The organism is Achromobacter spanius, from assembly GCF_002966795.1.
GTDB classification, from domain to species: Bacteria; Pseudomonadota; Gammaproteobacteria; order Burkholderiales; family Burkholderiaceae_B; genus Achromobacter; species Achromobacter spanius_D.
This window is the reverse complement of record NZ_CP023270.1, coordinates 5,351,484-5,366,994: the sequence shown is the minus strand read 5'-3', so window position 1 is coordinate 5,366,994 and position 15,511 is coordinate 5,351,484. Positions and strand designations below refer to the sequence as shown.

Sequence of the window (15,511 nt, the reverse complement as noted above, 5' to 3'; positions counted from 1 at the left end):
TGCACCGGCCCGATCCGGGCAACGGCCGCCCGCGCGAGGCGCGCAACACCATTCATCTACCCGCATTCCCTCAGGAGTTCCCATGAGTCTGCCCACCGATCGCAAGTACACCGAGTCCCATGAATGGGTCAAAGCCGAGGGCGACGTGTTCGTCGTCGGCATTACCGACACCGCCCAGGAGCAACTGGGCGATCTGGTCTTCGTTGGCGACGTGAATGTCGGCGCCAAGCTGAGCGCGGGCGAAACCGCCGGCGTGGTCGAGTCGGTCAAGGCCGCCTCGGACATCTACGCGCCCGTGTCCGGTGAAATCGTTGCCTTCAACGAAGAGCTGGAAAGCAACCCCAACCTGATCAACGAATCGGCCTTCACCGCCTGGATCTTCAAGATCAAGCCGGACAACGCCGCCGACGCCGACAAGCTGCTGGACGCCGCCGGCTACGAAGCCGTCGCCAACGGCTGATGCCGCACGCGGGGGAGCGGCGGCGCCGCTTCCCTCGCCAGACGCAATACCGTCCGTTCGCAGGACGACACCCGCTACCCCGAGATCTCCCCATGTCGCGCGCCCTAGACACCCATACCGACTTCATCCCCCGCCACATCGGCCCCTCCGACGCCGACCAGGCCGCCATGCTTGCCGTGATCGGCAGCGACAGCCTGGACGCCCTGATCGAAGAAGTCGTGCCCCCCAAGATCCGCAGCAAGGAGCCGCTGGCGCTGCCCGCGTCGCGCAGCGAAGCCGACGTGCTGGCTGAACTGAAGCAGGTGGCGGGCCGCAACAAGGTCTACCGCAGCTACATCGGGCAGGGGTACTACGGCACGCAGACGCCCAACGTGGTGTTGCGCAATATTCTTGAGAATCCCGCCTGGTACACGGCCTACACGCCCTACCAGCCCGAGATCTCGCAGGGCCGCCTCGAAGCCCTGCTCAATTACCAGACCATGGTCGCCGACCTGACCGGGCTGGACATCTCCAACGCCTCGCTGCTTGACGAAAGCACCGCCGCCGCTGAAGCGATGACGCTCGCGCGCCGCAGCGCCAAGTCCAAGAGCCCGGTGTTCTTCATCTCGCGCCACGTGCATCCGCAGACCATCGAAGTCGTGCGCACGCGCGCCGAGGGCCTGGACATCGAGATCCGCATCGGCGACGAAGCCGAAGGCCTGCCCGAGTGCTTTGGCGTGCTGCTGCAATACCCGCACAGCACGGGCTCGGTGTCCGACTACCGCAAGCTGGCTGAAGCCGCCCACGCGCAAGGCGCCGTGGTTGCTTGCGCGACCGACCTGCTGGCGCTGGCCGTGCTGGCCGCGCCGGGCGAGTGGGGCGCCGACATCGCCGTCGGTTCGGCCCAGCGCTTTGGCGTGCCGTTCGGCTTTGGCGGCCCGCACGCCGGCTTCATGGCCTGCAAGGACGCTTTCAAGCGCAACATGGCCGGCCGCCTGGTCGGCGTGTCCAAGGATGCGCAAGGCAATCCCGCGCTGCGCCTGGCGCTGCAGACGCGCGAACAGCACATCCGCCGCGAAAAGGCCACCTCCAACATCTGCACCGCGCAGGTGCTGCTGGCCGTGATGGCCGGCATGTACGCGGTGTGGCACGGCCCCGCCGGCATCCGCCGCATTGCCGAGCGCGTGCAGCGCGCCACCGCCATCCTGCGCGCCGAGCTCATCAAGCTGGACGTCAAGGTCGCCAACGACACGTTCTTCGACACGCTGCTGGTGGAAACCGGCGCCGCGACGCCCGCCATCCTGACGGCCGCCGACTGCGCGCACATCAACCTGCGCCGCGTCGACGGCGCCCGTCTGGCCATCTCGCTGGACGAGACCGTCACCGCGGCCGACCTCGAAGCGCTGGTCAACGTCTTCGCCGCCGGTCTTGAGCGCGATGACGTCGAACTGGACATCGACGCGCTCGACGCCGCGGCTCCCAGCGGCATCCCCGCCGCGGTCGCGCGCGAAAGCGCGATCCTGAAGCACCCCATCTTCTCCAGCATCCAGTCCGAAACCGACATGCTGCGCTACCTGCGCAAGCTGGCCGACAAGGATCTGGCGCTGGACCGCACGATGATCCCGCTGGGTTCGTGCACCATGAAGCTGAACGCCACGGCCGAGATGATCCCCATCACCTGGCCCGAATTCGCGCTGATCCACCCGTTCGCGCCGGCCTCGCAAAGCCAGGGCTACGTGGAACTGATCGATCGTCTGTCCGCCGCCCTGTGCGAAATCACCGGCTACGACAACATCAGCCTGCAGCCCAACTCGGGCGCGCAGGGCGAATACGCGGGTCTGCTCGCCATTCGCGGCTACCACCAGGCCAACGGCCAGCACCAGCGCAACATCTGCCTGATCCCGTCGTCGGCGCACGGCACCAACCCCGCCTCGGCGCAGCTCGCCGGCATGGACGTGGTGGTGGTGGCGTCCGACGCCAACGGCAACGTGGACCTCGCGGACCTGCGCGCCAAGATCGAACAGGTCGGCGACAAGCTGGCCGCGCTGATGATCACGTACCCGTCGACGCACGGCGTGTTCGAAGAAGCCGTCACCGAAATCTGCGATCTGGTCCACCAGGCCGGCGGCCAGGTGTACCTGGACGGCGCCAACATGAACGCCATGGTCGGCGTGGCCAAGCCCGGCAAGTTCGGCTCGGACGTGTCGCACTTGAACCTGCACAAGACGTTCTGCATCCCGCACGGCGGCGGCGGACCCGGCGTGGGTCCCGTGGCGGTGCGCTCGCACCTGGCGCCCTACCTGCCGGGCGTGGTGAACGAACAGGGCAAGTTGCCCGGCGAGGCGAAGGTCGGCCCGGTCTCGGCCGCCCCGTTCGGCTCGGCCGGCATCCTGCCGATCCCGTTCGTGTACATCGCGCTGATGGGGGCGGACGGCCTGCGCCGCGCCACCGAAGTCGCCATCCTGAACGCCAACTACATTGCCACCCGCCTGCGCGGCCACTACGAGGTCCTGTACGCGGGCCGCAACGGCCGCGTGGCGCACGAGTGCATCCTGGACGTGCGTCCGCTCAAGGAAACCAGCGGCATCAGCGCCGAAGACATCGCCAAGCGCCTGATGGACTACGGCTTCCACGCGCCCACCATGAGCTTCCCGGTCGCGGGCACGCTGATGGTCGAGCCGACGGAATCCGAAGGCGTGGCCGAGCTGGACCGCTTCATCGACGCGATGATCGCCATCCGCGAAGAAATCGCCCAGGTCGAACGCGGCGAACGCGACCGCGACGACAACGTCCTGAAGAACGCGCCGCACACCGCGCAGATGCTGCTGGCCGAGGAATGGCTGCACGACTATCCGCGCCAGCAGGCCGCCTACCCGGTGGCGACGCTGCGCGACGGCAAGTACTGGCCGCCGGTCGCCCGCGTGGACAACGCCTACGGCGATCGCAACCTGGTCTGCGCCTGCCTGCCGATCGAAGCGTACGCGTAACGCGCCACGCCCGCGTCCGGCCTGTGCCGGACGCATCGCCCGATCATCGCGATCAGCGCGTAAAAAAAGCCCCCGTCCTTTGCAGGCGGGGGCTTTTGCTTGGGGCCAGGCCTTGGATCAAGGCCGGTCGTTCAGCTTATTTGGCGGGCGCCTTCGCCGCGGCGCCGAAGTCTTCGGCGATGCTGATGAACGTGTTGAGCAGGATCTGCAGGTTGTCCTTGCCCAGGCCGCCCTCGGCGTTCATGTCCATCTGCAGCACGGCCTGGTTCTTGTCATCCAGGTAGGCGCGGCTCCAGCGGTATTCCTGGTTCCAGGCGTTGATGGCCTTGAGCGTCATCGGCTTCTTGGTGGCGTACGTGGCGGTCGCGACCAGGTCCAGGCACTTTTCCGTGAAGTCGTTGCACAGGAACTCCAGGCGCAGGTCGGTGGCGCCGGTGGTGCCCGGGTTCAGGACCAGCACGGGGCCGTCGGTGCCGTCGCTGCGGGTGACCGTGTAGCCCATGTCGTCCAGCATGCTGGCGATGTCGTCCAGGTTGAAGTCCTGCATGACGCCCGCGACCGGTGCGGGGGTGGAGGGTTCGGCGTCCGGATCCATGCCGATGCCGGACAGCTCGTCGTCTTCGTCCAGGTCATTCATGCCGGTCGCGCCCAGCAGGCCGCTGAACAGTTCTTCGGCGGGAATCTTCTGGCCGTTCAGGTCGCCCATGCCGTCGGCAAACGTGAACTTGCCGACGATGTTGTCGCCGTCGTTTTTGCCCACGTTCATCATTTCGGCCATGCCGGCCATCTGGCGGATGTTTTCGTCGGCGTCGGCCGCGGCCTTCTCGGCGGGCACGCCTTCGGTCTTGATGGCGTACTGAACCATCAGGTCCTTGACCATGGGCTTGGAGATCACCAGCGAAGCGTCGATCTTCTTGATCGCCTGCACCGCGATTTCCTGCGGGGTCAGGTCCTTGGCATTGGCCGGGTTGGCCAGATCAAGCGTGAAGGTCAGCTTGCTTTCGCCCTTGGCGGTCTTCCAGCTCAGCGGATCGATGCTGAACGACGGATTGCCCGCCAGCAGCTTGCCGGCGTTATCCAGCAGGACGTCGAACTGCTCGTCCTTCAGGCCTTCGTCGCTCGCGCCCAGCATGTACTGGCGCATGAGCTGGTTGTAGGTGTCGGAGAGCTGCTTGACGGCCTGGCCGTCCAGCTGGGCCAGCTTGATCACGGCCTGGCCGTTGCCCAGCACCACGTCGTTCACCGTCAGGTCGCCAGTCTGATACGCGGCCTGCACGTTGATGGCCTTGTCGTCCTCGGACAGCTTCACGCCGTAGCTGAAGTTGTCCAGCGCAACCTTCATGTCGTCCGTGGGACGCAGCACGTCCACGCGCTTGATCTTCAGGTCCGAATTGCCCATGGAGATGCCGAACTTGCCCATGCGGCTGTCGACGTCCATGGTCAGGCCCGCGATGGTCATCTTGACGGGGTCGCGGCTCTTGGTGCCGTCGACGGCCAGCTTGTCCATCACGCCGTGCGCGGTGACGGCCTGCGTGGCGCGGTCGAAGGTGCCTTCCATCCGCATGCCGCTGAAGTCGAGCGCGTTGCCGTCATGCGTGACGACGATCGGTGCGATCGCGGCGGTGGACGTGGCGTTGCCGCTGTAGCTGATGATGGCATCGCCCGTCAGCGGAGAGACGTCCTTGGTCAGTTCGAAGACGGGCTTGATGTTGTCCGTCTTGGCGAGCTCGGTGTGGATGAACGCCAGCTTCGGCGCAATGGCGCCGCGCGACAGGGCGCTCTTGGGGAAGGGGCCGTGCTCGATGTTCGCGTCGAACTCGATCATGCCGGCGGGCAGGTCGTCCAGGCCCTTGTCGTTCTTGACGAGCGACACGCCATAACGCGCCTGCGTCGAGAACAGGCCGCGCTCGTACTTGATCTGATCGATGCGCAGGCCGAACAGCGGCGTGATCTTGGCGAGTTTTTCGTTGGCCTGTGCCAGATGACGCTGCGCGTCCTCTTCGATGCGCTTGCCGGTGTACCACGTGGCCCCGACCCAGCTTCCCGCTCCCACTATGACCACGCCCAGGGTGATCGCTACGCTCTTTTTCATCGTTCTGCTTGTATCGTTGATTGTCGAGTCATATCCGGCAGCGGCTTATGGCGCCACGCTCGTCCGTGCGAGCGGAACCGTCCGGGATACGCGTGTTCATCGGCCTGTCAGGCCCGCGGCGGAGTATACCGAGACGCGTGTCCCACTGAACGCGCGCGCAGTTACCGAAGATTTCAAAATGAAAGCCGGCGCTCGGGGCGCCGGCTTTTGTCGACAAAACGCCTGTTCTCAGAGCGGATCGAGCGGATAAATCGGACGGCGCACGTGCTTGAACTCGACCTGGCTGTAGTCGGACGTCGTGACGCCCACGCCCGTGCATTCGATGATCTCGGTGGCCATGTCCGAGAAGCCCGCGCGCCAGTGGATGCGGCTCTTCAGGACCACGTAGCGCTTTTGCAGCGGGTCGATGCCGGCCGACAGCAGGCAGTTGAGGTCGAAGGGTTCCTGGTGGCGCGAGACGACCACGATCTCCACGCGGCCGGTGTCGATGACCACCGTCAGGCCGGTGTCGTTGCGCACGCCGCGGTACATCGGGCCGCGGTTCAGGTAGACGCCGTCGAACACCAGTTTGACGCGGCCGGTGACTTCAAGTGGTTCGCTGGGCTGCTTGATGGCCGGCATGGGCAGCTTGCCGCCCAGTTTGATCGTGATGGTGTTGCCCACGCCCGCGGCGGCGGCTTCCTTTGCGGCCTGCGGGTCGCAGATCGCGTAGAAGACGACGTTTTCCAGTTCCTGGCGCAGCACTTCGGCCAGCACGGCCGTCGTGTCCATCGTGCCGCCTGAGCCCGTGTTGTCGTAGTGGTCCAGCAGCACGACCGGGCCTTGTTCGATGGCCTTGGCGCGCGCGATGGTGGGCGCCAGCGGTTCCGAATGGAACACCCAGTCGGCGCGGCCGTTCCACGCGCGGTCCAGCAGTTCGTCGCGATGCTGCTCGGCGGCGGCCAGGTTGCCGTCGGTACAGACGACGGCGCTCAGGCCTGCTTCGCGGATGTCCGCATGGGGAAAGCCCACGAAGACGGACGCCGCCAGCACGCCGCTGGCCTCAAGTTCCTTGCACCGTTCCTGCAGGGGCTTGTTGGGCGCGGCGTGCGTGCCCTGGCACATGATGTGCGGCAGCATGGGCTTGTTGGCCCAGGTCATCACCGGCTTGATCTCGCCCTTGAGCGTGCGGACGATGACATTCGCGGCGCGCACGCCCGCATCGCGGATATCCACGTGCGGATAGGTGTGAAAGCCGCTGATGACGGTGGCGTTGCGCACGATGTCGTCGTAGATGTTGGCGTGCATGTCCAGCGTCACGGCAACGGGCGTCTTGGGATCGATCTCGCGCAGGCGGCGCAGCAGGTCGCCCTCGGCGTCCTCCACACCTTCGGCCACCATCGCGCCGTGCAGGTCCAGCAGGATGGCGTCAAAGCCTCCGCGCTTGACCTCGTCCAGGATCAGCGTGCACAGGCGCTCGTGCGTCTGCGCGCTGGCCGGGCCGCTGGGCCAGGACTCGGCTGCGACCGGCAGCACGATTTCCGCGCCCTCGCGGCGGGCGACCTCGATATAGCCGCCCAGGCCGCTGTCGGTGTTCTCGTAGGCCTTGATGGCGCGGTCGCCGGCCAGAATCTCGGGGCTGCCGCGAAAGAAGCGTTCAAGAGGGGTGGGCACGGGCGAAAACGTGTTCGTCTCGTGCTTGATCATTGCCAGAAGCCAACGCATGGGGAATTCCTGTGGGTTGCCGTGGAAGGTCAGTGTGCCGCGGGCGGCTGGGGCCAGGGGCGCTGCGCGGGGCGCATCCGTTCCCATGCGCGGGCCACGCGCAGCACGCCCAGATCGTCAAAGCGCGCGCCCGCGATCTGCAGGCCGATGGGCAGGCCCGCCTTCGTGTAGCCGCAATTGACCGAAGCTGCGGGCTGCTCGCTCATGTTGAAGGGCAGCGTGAACCCGATGTGGTGCATCGTCGTGGCGACCTCGTTGGTGGGCGAGGGCCATTCAGCGTTGTAGGCCACGACCGGCGCCACTGGCGACAGCACGTAGTCATACGGCGCGCAGGCCGCGACGGTGCGCGCCCGCACGTTAAGCGTTTCGTAGTAGCTGCGGAAGACGTCTTCGCCGCTATGCCCGCCGCCGCTTTCGGCCCAGGCGCGGATGAAGGGCAGGATCTTCGCGCGGCGTTCCTCGGACAGCGCTGCCAGGTCGATGGCCGAGCGCGTGCGCCAGAAGCGGTCCACGCCGTCCAGCATGCCGGGCGTCATCCAGGGCTGCATGGGCGTGACGATGGCGCCCGCCGCCTCGAAGGCGCGCGCGGCGGCTTCGACCGCATCGCGGGTCTCCGGATCCAGCGGCAGTCCGCAGCCGGCGTCCAGCAACAGGCCGATGCGCAGGCCCCGCACGTCGTGTTCCAGGTTCAGCCAGTCGATCTCCTGAAACGGCAGGCTCATGTGGTCGCGCGCGTCGGGCTGCGACAGCACGCCCATCATCAGCGCCGTGTCGGTGATGGTGCGCGTCATGGGACCGGCGCAGCGGCCCATGAAAGGCGGATCGATCGGGATGCGGCCCAGGCTGGGCTTGAGCGTTGCGATGCCGCACCACGCGGCCGGCAGGCGGACCGAGCCGCCGATGTCGGTGCCGATGTGCAGCGGACCGTACCCGGCCGCGGCGGCCGCGCCGGCGCCCGCGCTGGAGCCGCCGGGATTCTTGGTCAGGTCCCACGGATTGCGCGTCAGGTCGTGAAAGCTGGACAACCCGGACGACAGCATGCCGTAGTCGGGCATCGTGGTCTTGCCCAGCAGCACGGCGCCGGATTCGCGCATGCGCGCGGCGGGCGGGGCGTCGGCGGCGGCAGGCGTCAGGTCGGTGGCCGCGGTGCCCAGCGGCACGGGCACGCCGCGCGTGGCGATGTTTTCCTTGATGGTGGCGGGAACGCCATCCAGCGTATACCCGCCGCAGGCCTGCGGCTCGCCCTTCATCCAGCGGGCCTCGGATACGCGGGCCATGGCCAGCGCGCCTTCCGGATCCAGCGCGTAGGTGGCTTTCAGCCTGGGCTCCCAGCGCTCGATATGGTCCAGCACCGACCGCGTCGCCTCGACGGGCGACAGGGTCTTGCTGCGATACGCCTCAAGGAGTTCCTGGGCGGACATTTCATGCGGTTGCGGCATCTCGGTTCCAGTGGGTCGGAAAAGGCGTCAGGCGGCCGAAGTGGCGGACGGCAACAAGCCGGGCGCGATGGGCCGGAAGTTGCGGAAGTCCCAATCCCGGCCGGGGGCGGCGTCGATCAGGGCCCGCGTGTATTGGTGGCGCGGTTCGGTCAGCACGGTCTCGGCGGACCCGGTTTCCACAACCTGGCCGCGCTGCATCACCATGATGGTGTCGCAGATCTGCGCGGCCACGCGCAGGTCGTGGGTAATGAACAGCACGCCCACGCCCGTGCGCTCGCGCACCTGTTCCAGCAGCTCCAGCACCTGCGCCTGCACGGACACGTCCAGCGCCGAGACGGCCTCGTCGGCCACGAGGATCTCCGGGTCCATGACCAGCGCGCGCGCGATGCAGATCCGCTGGCGCTGGCCGCCCGAAAACTGGTGCGGATAACGCCGCATGGCATCGGGGCTCAGGCCCACCACGCTGAGCGTCTCGCTGGCGCGTTTGAGCGCCTGTTCGCGGCCCACGCCAAAGTTCAGCAGGCCTTCGATGATGGATTCGCCCACCGTGCGCCGCGGGTTCAATGACCGGTACGGGTCCTGGAACACGATCTGAATGCGGCGGCGCACCGGCCGCAGCGCCGAGCCGGACAGCGTGCTCAGGTCTTCGCCGCCCATCATCATGTGGCCGGCCGTGGGCTCGATGAGCCGCACGATGCAGCGCGCCACCGTCGATTTGCCGGACCCGGATTCACCGACGATGCCCAGGATCTCGCCCTTGCGCAGCGTCAGATTGACGTCCGTGGCGGCAATGACGTGCTGCGCCGCCTTGCGCGAAAACAGCGAGCCTTTGCCGCCGTAGGTACGGCCCAGCCCCTTGACGTGCAGCACCGGCGTGCCCGTCGGCGGTTCGCGGCGCGACGGCACCAGGCTAGGCACCGACGACACCAGGCGGCGCGTGTAGGACTGCTTGGGCTCGGCCAGGATCTCGTGGCGCGTGCCGCTTTCGATCAGGTCGCCGCGGTTCATGACGACGATGCGGTCCGCGATCTCGGCCACCACGCCGAAGTCGTGCGTGATGAACAGCACGGCCGTCTGGTGCTTGACCTGCAGCTCCTTGATGAGCGCCAGGATCTGCTTCTGCGTGGTGACGTCCAGCGCCGTGGTCGGCTCGTCGGCGATCAGCAGCTTGGGTTCCAGAATGAGCGCCATCGCGATGACGATGCGCTGGCGCTGGCCGCCCGAGAGCTGGTGCGGATAGGCGTCGTAGATGCGTTCGATGTCGGGCAGGTGCACGGACTGGAACATATCCAGCACCTTGGCGCGGCGCTCGGCCGCCGACATGTTCTTGCGGTGCAGGCGCAGCACCTCGTCGACCTGCTTGCCCACCGTGTGCACCGGGTTCAGCGCGGTCATGGGCTCTTGAAAGACCATGGCCATGCGCGTGGCGCGCAGCTCGCGCAGGCGCCGTTGCGTGGCCGTGGCGACGTCCTCGCCTTCGACGCGGATGGAACCGGCGCTGATGTTCAGGATGCCTTGCGGCAACAGGCCCATGACGGCCAGCGACGTGACGGACTTGCCCGAACCGGACTCGCCCACCACGCACACCGTTTCGCCGGCGTGCACGTCCAGGCTCAGGTTGCGCACGACGCGGTTGCCCGCGCCGCCGACTTCGACCGACAGGTTGCGGATGGCCAGGATGGCGGACGAGGTATCGCCCGCGGGGGGATTGGGGGAATAGTTCATCGGCATCAGATCCTGCGCACCATTTTCGGGTCCAGCGCGTCGCGCAAGGCGTCGCCCAGGATGTTCACGCTGAGCACGGTCAGCGACAGGAACAGTCCGGGGAACAGGATCAGGCCGGGCAGCATGCGGAAGTACATGCGGCCTTCGGACATGATGTTGCCCCAGGACGCGATCTCGGGCGGGATGCCCGCGCCCAGGAAGCTCAGGATGGCCTCGGTCAGCATGGCGGACGCGAAGACGTACGTGCCTTGCACGGTCAGCGGCGCGATGGTGCTGGGCACCATGTGCCGCCACAGCAGCAACGGCAGCGGCGTGCCCAGCGCCAGCGCGGCCTCCACATAGGGTTCGCCGCGCACGCTCAGGATCTGGCCGCGCACCAGCCGCACCACCCGGGGGATTTCCGGAATGGTGATGGCCACGAGCACGGTCGTGATGCTGGCGCCGGTGACCGACACCAGCGCGATCGCGAGCAGGATGCCGGGGATCGCCATGATGGCGTCCATGGTGCGCATGATGGGGCCGTCCAGCGACCGGAACCAGCCGGCGATGACGCCGATGACCAGCCCGAGGGCCACGCTGACCAGGGCTGCGCCCAGGCCCGCGATCAGCGAGATGCGCGCGCCGTAGGCCACACGCGACCACACGTCGCGCCCGAACGCGTCGGTGCCCAGGAAGTAGTCGGTGAAGGGTTGCTTCAGGCGCGAACCGGGATTCAAAAGGGTGGGATCGACCGTGCCCAGCAGCGGCGCAAAAATGGCGATGAAGACGATCGCCGCCAGCACCACCAGCGCGAGCATGACGGGCCAGCTCTTGAGTCCCTGGCGGATCTGCCGCCAGGCGGTGATGTGGGGCGTGCCGCCTCCGGGGAGGTCGGCGGCCGCCTGCGCGGCGGCGTCGGTTGGCGTTTGCATGCTCATGGCGTCAGTACCGGATACGCGGGTCGAACACCGTGTAGGCGCAATCGACAACCAGATTGATGAACACGTAGACGAACGCGAAGAAAAGCGTCAGGCCCTGGATGACGGGGTAGTCGCGTGCCAGCACGGCTTCCACCACCAGCCGGCCGAGGCCCGGGATGTTGAAGACCGATTCGGTGACGACGACGCCGCTGATCAAGAGCGCGATGCCCACGCCCACGACGGTGGCGATGGGCACGGCGGCATTGCGCAGCGCGTGGCCGAGCAGCACGCCGGTTTCGCCCAGGCCCTTGGAGCGGGCGGTGCGGATGAAGTCCTCACCCATGACCTCGATGACGCTGGTGCGCGTGATGCGCGCGATGAGCGCCACATACACGGTGGACAGCGCGAGCGAGGGCAGGATGAGCCGATGCAGGAACGGCCAGAATCCCTTCTCAAGCGGCGTGTAGCCCTGCACGTTGAACCAGCCGAGCTTGATGGCGAAGGCCCAGATCAGCAGGTAGCCGGTGACGAAGACCGGCACCGAAAAGCCCAGCACCGAAAAGCCCATCACGGCGCGATCCAGCAGCTTGCCTTGGCGCCATGCCGCCAGCACCCCGAGCGGAATGGCGACGAGCAGCGTGAAGACCAGCGTGAGCACGGCAAGGCTCATCGACGGTTCAAGGCGCTGTGCAATGAGCTTGGTGACCGGTACGCCGGACATGAGCGAGGTGCCCAGGTCGCCCTGCAGAAGCTTGCCGCCCCAGATGAAGAACTGTTTGACCACCGGCTGGTCCAGGCCCATCGTCTGCCGTATCTGGACGATACGTTCGGGCGTGGCGCCATCGCCCGCCATGATGATGGCCGGATCCCCGGGGCTGAAACGCAATATCGCAAAGACCACCACCGCGACCATCACCAGAACCGGGATGGTCGCGAGGAGCCGGCGTGAGACAAATGCCAGCATGTAATTCCCCCAGTACTAATTAGGCCTGCGCGGACTGCATGCTGCGGCGCGCAGGCCCGGAGCCCATCAAGGGGCCTTTTTGACGTTCCAGAACGCGAAGACCGGCGCGTGCACCAAACCCGACAGCTTGGTCGAGTAGACGGTGGGCACGGACATCTGGCCCAGCGGCACGTACAGGCCTTCGTCGATGCCGATGCGCTGCACTTCCTCGGAGATCTTCTTCTGCTCGGCCGGATCCGAAGTCAAGGCCATCTTGGTGCGCAGTTCTTCGATCTGCGGGAACTCGGGCCAGCCGAACCACGCGTTGTCGCCGTTGGCGGCCGCGGGGGCGGAACGCACGGGGTCCATGACGTCAGTGGCGTACCAGTTGGTGTTGTGGACGTTCCAGCCGCCTTCGGCCGGCGCGGCCTTCGAGGCGCGGCGCGTGGCCACGCTTTGCCAGTCCATCGCCGCCAGGTTGACGTTGAAGCCCGCCTTGCGCAGCGCCGCGGCCATCACGACGGGTTGCGCGGACAGCGTGCCCACGTCGGTGGCGTGCATGACGAGGATGGGCGTGTTGTCGTAACCCGCTTCCTTGAGCAGCGCCTTGGCCTTTTCGATGTTCGACGGGACGACCATGTCCTTGCCGATATCGCTTTCCAGCGGCGTGCCGCAGCCCCACAGCGAGGCGCAGGTCTTCCAGTACTTGGGATTGCCGACCAGCGCCTTCATCACGTCTTCCTGGCCGATCGCGTACATGGCGGCCTGGCGGATCTTCTTGTTGTTGAAGGGCGGGTACTTGAAGTTGAAGCGGTACATCGTGAAGTAGCCGACCGGGCTGAGCGACTCTTCCTTCAGGTCCGGGTTGCCTTCGATCATCGGCAGCAGGTCGTACGGGAACTGCTCGACGAAATCGATCTCGCCGCCGAGCAGCGCGTTGGCGGTCGTCAGCGCATCGGGCATCACGTCCCATTCGACCTTGTCGACGTGCACGACCTTGCCGCCGGCCAGGCCGCTGACGGGTTCCTTGCGCGGCACGTAGTCGGCGTTCTTGACGTAGACGGTCTTCACGCCCGGCTTGAATTCCGCGACCTTGAACGGGCCGGAGCCGGTCATGTCGGTGATGGGCTTGCCGATGGCCTGTTCGGCGATGCGCTTGGGCATCATGAACGGCGCGGTGCCGGTGGGCTTGGACAGGGCGCGCAGCGCCAGGTCCGTGGGTTCCTTCATGACGATGCGAAAGCTCTTGTCGTCGATGACTTCGATCTTGTCGGTGAACTTGAGCAGCGTGCGGCCCATGCCGTCGCCGCCGGCCCAACGTTTGATCGACGCCACGCAATCCTCGGCAGTCACCGGCTGGCCGTCATGCCATTTCTGACCCGGGCGCAGCGTCATGGTGTAGGTCTTGCCGTCGGGCGAGACTTCCCACTTCTCAAGCATCTGCGGCTGGACCTTGTTGTCGGCATCGGTGGCCAGCAAGGTGTCGTAGATCATGTAGCCGTGCCACGTCGTGATGTAGGCGGTGGTGGCGTGCGGATCGGTCAGGCGCAGCGGCGAGTGCATCACCGTCTTGATGACGGTCTCGGCATAGGCCCCGTGAGCCATTGCGAGAGTGACGCCGGCCAGCGCGGCCGCTCGGACAAACTTGAGCATGTATTTCCCCTTGAAGCGTAGTGAGCGGCGCGTGGGCCGCTACGTCGTTGACGCGCCGCGTTCAAGCGGCGCGCGAGGGTCAGGCTGTCGCTGCGGTCCGGCCGTCGAACACCGGCCCGCAAGGCGCCATTCTGATGCCCGGACGCAACCGTGTCCATGGTTGTTTTGCCGCATCCATCAGCATGGAACCGGGCGCCGCGCACACCAGAATCGTGTGCGCGATGGGCGTGAAATCGGCGCGAAAGTGCGCCGAACTCTTGACCACCAGGATCGCGGCGCGCGTGGGTTCAACGCCCGCAAACCGGAACATCTCCTGGTCGGCCATCTGCACCTTGTTCGAGGCCAGGATGATGCGCACGCCGCCGATGCGCAGGCACGCGCTGGGGCCCAGATCCATGTGAAAGCCGCGATAGAACGCGCCATGCGTATCGAAGCGTCCTTCCGAAGTTTTCTCGACGATGAACTCGGTGTCCAGCGGTTCGTCGTGGGGAATACCCGAGTGTCCACCCAGTGCAATCCGCACCGTGTTGCCTGCACCGGCTCGATGGGCGGCCAGCGCGGCGGCGGGGTCCACAATCAGACCAATGGCCGTATCGCGCGCATCGTGGCGGATCAGCGCGCGCAGCAGGCCTGTGGTGTCGGAACTGCCGCCCGCGCCGGGGTTGTCCTGCGCGTCGGCAATGACCACGGGCTTGGATGCATCACGCGCCAGCCGCATCGCTTCCTGAACGGCGTCGTCCGGCGTGTAGAGCTTGCCGCCGAAGTCCTGCTCGGCATTCATGACCGCGCGCGTCATCTCGTCGGCGGCGGCATCGGCCTCGGCTTGCGTGATGCCATAGGCCCAGACCGTGGGCGCGCATTCGGGAAAGTCCGCGGCCGGAAACCCGGTCGCAAAGGAAACGCTGGCCGCGCCACGCGCCTCAAGATCGCCCACCAACTGGTACAGGCTGCGCGCCGGCTCGATGTCGGTGGACTGCCAGCACAACGGAATCAAAAACGGCAGGCTGCGCAGGGCCGCATAATGCCGCGGCATCCCGCCCAGACGCTGCGCCAGCAGGCCGGCGGCGCGCTGCCCGGTCTCGGCCATGTCGATGTGGGGATAGGTGCGATAACAGACCAGCGCATCGGCATGGCGCACCATCGCGCGGGTCACATTGGCGTGCAGGTCCAGACTGGCCACGATCGGCACGTTGGGGCCGACCAGTTCCCGCACACGCTTGAGCAACTCGCCCTCGCCATCATCCAGATGCTCGGTGACCATGGCGCCGTGCAGATCCAGATACACGCCATCCAGCGGCATCGCCTGCGACAACCCTTGCAGAATCATCGCGCTGATGCGCTCGAACGCATCCCGCGTCACATGCCCCGAGGGACTGGCCGCTGCCCACGTCGTCGGTATCAAGGCATGCTGCCCCATGGCCTCGATAAATCCCGCCACCGGAATGTTGGCGCCCGCCACCGCCTCGAACATCGCGGGGCCACTGACCAGCTTCGGCCACCCCCCACCCTTGTCCGCAAAATCCTCCCACGCCGCGCGCGATGGCGCGAACGTATTCGTCTCATGCTGAAAGCCGCCGATCCCGATGCGCATCAGGTTTCCCCTTGTCGTACAGATACTCGGAAGACGCGG

The 15,511-nt window shown here is 66.6% G+C and carries 10 protein-coding genes; 2 read left to right on the top strand and 8 right to left on the bottom strand.

Going from position 1 to position 15,511, the window contains the following annotated elements:
• Positions 1-82 precede the first annotated feature (82 nt).
• Together gcvH and gcvP are read left to right on the top strand one after the other, a co-directional pair.
• Positions 83-460 (top strand): glycine cleavage system protein GcvH, encoded by a 378-nt coding sequence (gcvH, locus tag CLM73_RS24320; protein ID WP_056559057.1) that lies wholly within the window; start codon positions 83-85, stop codon positions 458-460.
• A gap of 92 nt (positions 461-552) precedes the next feature.
• Positions 553-3,426, top strand: coding sequence for an aminomethyl-transferring glycine dehydrogenase (gcvP, locus tag CLM73_RS24315; protein ID WP_105240603.1), 2,874 nt, complete (start codon positions 553-555; stop codon positions 3,424-3,426).
• 136 nt (positions 3,427-3,562) lie between these two features.
• On the opposite strand, the gene CLM73_RS24310 is transcribed toward gcvP, so the two are convergent.
• The 8 genes from CLM73_RS24310 to CLM73_RS24275 all read right to left on the bottom strand — a co-directional run bounded on the left by CLM73_RS24310 (position 3,563) and on the right by CLM73_RS24275 (position 15,472).
• Positions 3,563-5,518, bottom strand: coding sequence for a DUF945 family protein (locus tag CLM73_RS24310; RefSeq protein WP_105240602.1), 1,956 nt, complete (start codon positions 5,516-5,518; stop codon positions 3,563-3,565).
• A 228-nt stretch (positions 5,519-5,746) separates the two neighbouring features.
• A complete protein-coding gene (locus CLM73_RS24305; protein ID WP_105240601.1) occupies positions 5,747-7,222 on the bottom strand; it encodes a M81 family metallopeptidase in 1,476 nt (491 codons plus the stop codon).
• A gap of 29 nt (positions 7,223-7,251) precedes the next feature.
• Positions 7,252-8,661, bottom strand: coding sequence for an amidase (locus CLM73_RS24300; RefSeq protein WP_105240600.1), 1,410 nt, complete (start codon positions 8,659-8,661; stop codon positions 7,252-7,254).
• A 27-nt stretch (positions 8,662-8,688) separates the two neighbouring features.
• Positions 8,689-10,386, bottom strand: a complete 1,698-nt coding sequence (locus CLM73_RS24295) for an ABC transporter ATP-binding protein (protein WP_105240599.1) — start codon at positions 10,384-10,386, stop codon at positions 8,689-8,691.
• 5 nt (positions 10,387-10,391) lie between these two features.
• Positions 10,392-11,297 (bottom strand): ABC transporter permease, encoded by a 906-nt coding sequence (locus CLM73_RS24290; protein ID WP_105240598.1) that lies wholly within the window; start codon positions 11,295-11,297, stop codon positions 10,392-10,394.
• Between the two features lie 10 nt (positions 11,298-11,307).
• The gene (locus tag CLM73_RS24285) at positions 11,308-12,249 is read right to left on the bottom strand and encodes an ABC transporter permease (protein ID WP_105240597.1); all 942 of its coding nucleotides are present in this window, start codon (positions 12,247-12,249) and stop codon (positions 11,308-11,310) included.
• A gap of 66 nt (positions 12,250-12,315) precedes the next feature.
• Complete coding sequence (locus tag CLM73_RS24280; protein WP_056559034.1) at positions 12,316-13,881, bottom strand: ABC transporter substrate-binding protein; 1,566 nt, start codon at positions 13,879-13,881, stop codon at positions 12,316-12,318.
• 79 nt (positions 13,882-13,960) lie between these two features.
• Positions 13,961-15,472 (bottom strand): M81 family metallopeptidase, encoded by a 1,512-nt coding sequence (locus tag CLM73_RS24275; protein WP_105240596.1) that lies wholly within the window; start codon positions 15,470-15,472, stop codon positions 13,961-13,963.
• Between the last annotated feature and the right edge of the window lie 39 nt (positions 15,473-15,511).

Excerpts from the sequence above, each read along its gene's own strand:
- gcvH (WP_056559057.1), top strand. The coding sequence starts at position 83 with ATGAGTCTGCCCACCGATCGCAAGTACACCGAGTCCCATGAATGGGTC.
- gcvP (WP_105240603.1), top strand. The coding sequence starts at position 553 with ATGTCGCGCGCCCTAGACACCCATACCGACTTCATCCCCCGCCACATC.
- CLM73_RS24310 (WP_105240602.1), bottom strand. The coding sequence starts at position 5,518 with ATGAAAAAGAGCGTAGCGATCACCCTGGGCGTGGTCATAGTGGGAGCG.
- CLM73_RS24305 (WP_105240601.1), bottom strand. The coding sequence starts at position 7,222 with ATGCGTTGGCTTCTGGCAATGATCAAGCACGAGACGAACACGTTTTCG.
- CLM73_RS24300 (WP_105240600.1), bottom strand. The coding sequence starts at position 8,661 with ATGCCGCAACCGCATGAAATGTCCGCCCAGGAACTCCTTGAGGCGTAT.
- CLM73_RS24295 (WP_105240599.1), bottom strand. The coding sequence starts at position 10,386 with ATGAACTATTCCCCCAATCCCCCCGCGGGCGATACCTCGTCCGCCATC.
- CLM73_RS24290 (WP_105240598.1), bottom strand. The coding sequence starts at position 11,297 with ATGCAAACGCCAACCGACGCCGCCGCGCAGGCGGCCGCCGACCTCCCC.
- CLM73_RS24285 (WP_105240597.1), bottom strand. The coding sequence starts at position 12,249 with ATGCTGGCATTTGTCTCACGCCGGCTCCTCGCGACCATCCCGGTTCTG.
- CLM73_RS24280 (WP_056559034.1), bottom strand. The coding sequence starts at position 13,881 with ATGCTCAAGTTTGTCCGAGCGGCCGCGCTGGCCGGCGTCACTCTCGCA.
- CLM73_RS24275 (WP_105240596.1), bottom strand. The coding sequence starts at position 15,472 with ATGCGCATCGGGATCGGCGGCTTTCAGCATGAGACGAATACGTTCGCG.